Genomic DNA, 588 nt, shown 5'->3' on the forward strand with positions numbered 1-588 from the left:
GATCTTGAAGTCGCTTTGCCGTGTGGCCAGCCACAGCCAGGGGCTCAGGCGGGCCTTGTAGGTGTAGAAGCGGTGGTCCTGCCCCTGCAGCCCGAAGCGGGTGACGATGCCGTCCAGGTAGCGCGTGCCGCCCCCTTCGGTCTCCACCACGATGGTGGCGCTCTTGCCCAAAAGGGCCTTGGGGTCGATGGATTTGCTCTCGCTCAGCAGGTCCACGTCCAAGGAGAACAGCTCGGAGAGCGCTTCTTTGCCCTGCAGCTGGCGAAACTGCAACTGCTCGCCCAGGGGCGTCTGGATGGTGACTCGGCGTGTCATGGGGAATGCCGGCCATGCCGGAATTTGTAACGGAAATGGATGCGCGGATAATATCCCTTTACGTCTTATCACCCTCTACCGATTTGACTCAAAATGTAATCCCCATGAGTCAATTAGCGATTTATCTTGATTAAATCAATAGGTGTAATTACTTATGATTTAAGAAGATATCAATAATATTTAAATTATCAGATTGGTATCAGTTAGGAAAAAACCACACCCGTTCATAGCACGCTTATCCGTGGCTTCACGGCGGTTGTAGCGGTGCTCCTC

Annotated in this window: 1 protein-coding gene; it reads right to left on the reverse strand. The window is 53.2% G+C overall.

Going from position 1 to position 588, the window contains the following annotated elements:
* A partial coding sequence (locus AC27IO_RS25245) for a contractile injection system protein, VgrG/Pvc8 family (RefSeq protein ID WP_498740083.1) occupies positions 1–315 on the reverse strand: 315 nt, incomplete at its 3' end.
* Positions 316–588 lie beyond the last annotated feature (273 nt).

The organism is Acidovorax sp. KNOB132, from assembly GCF_057541515.1.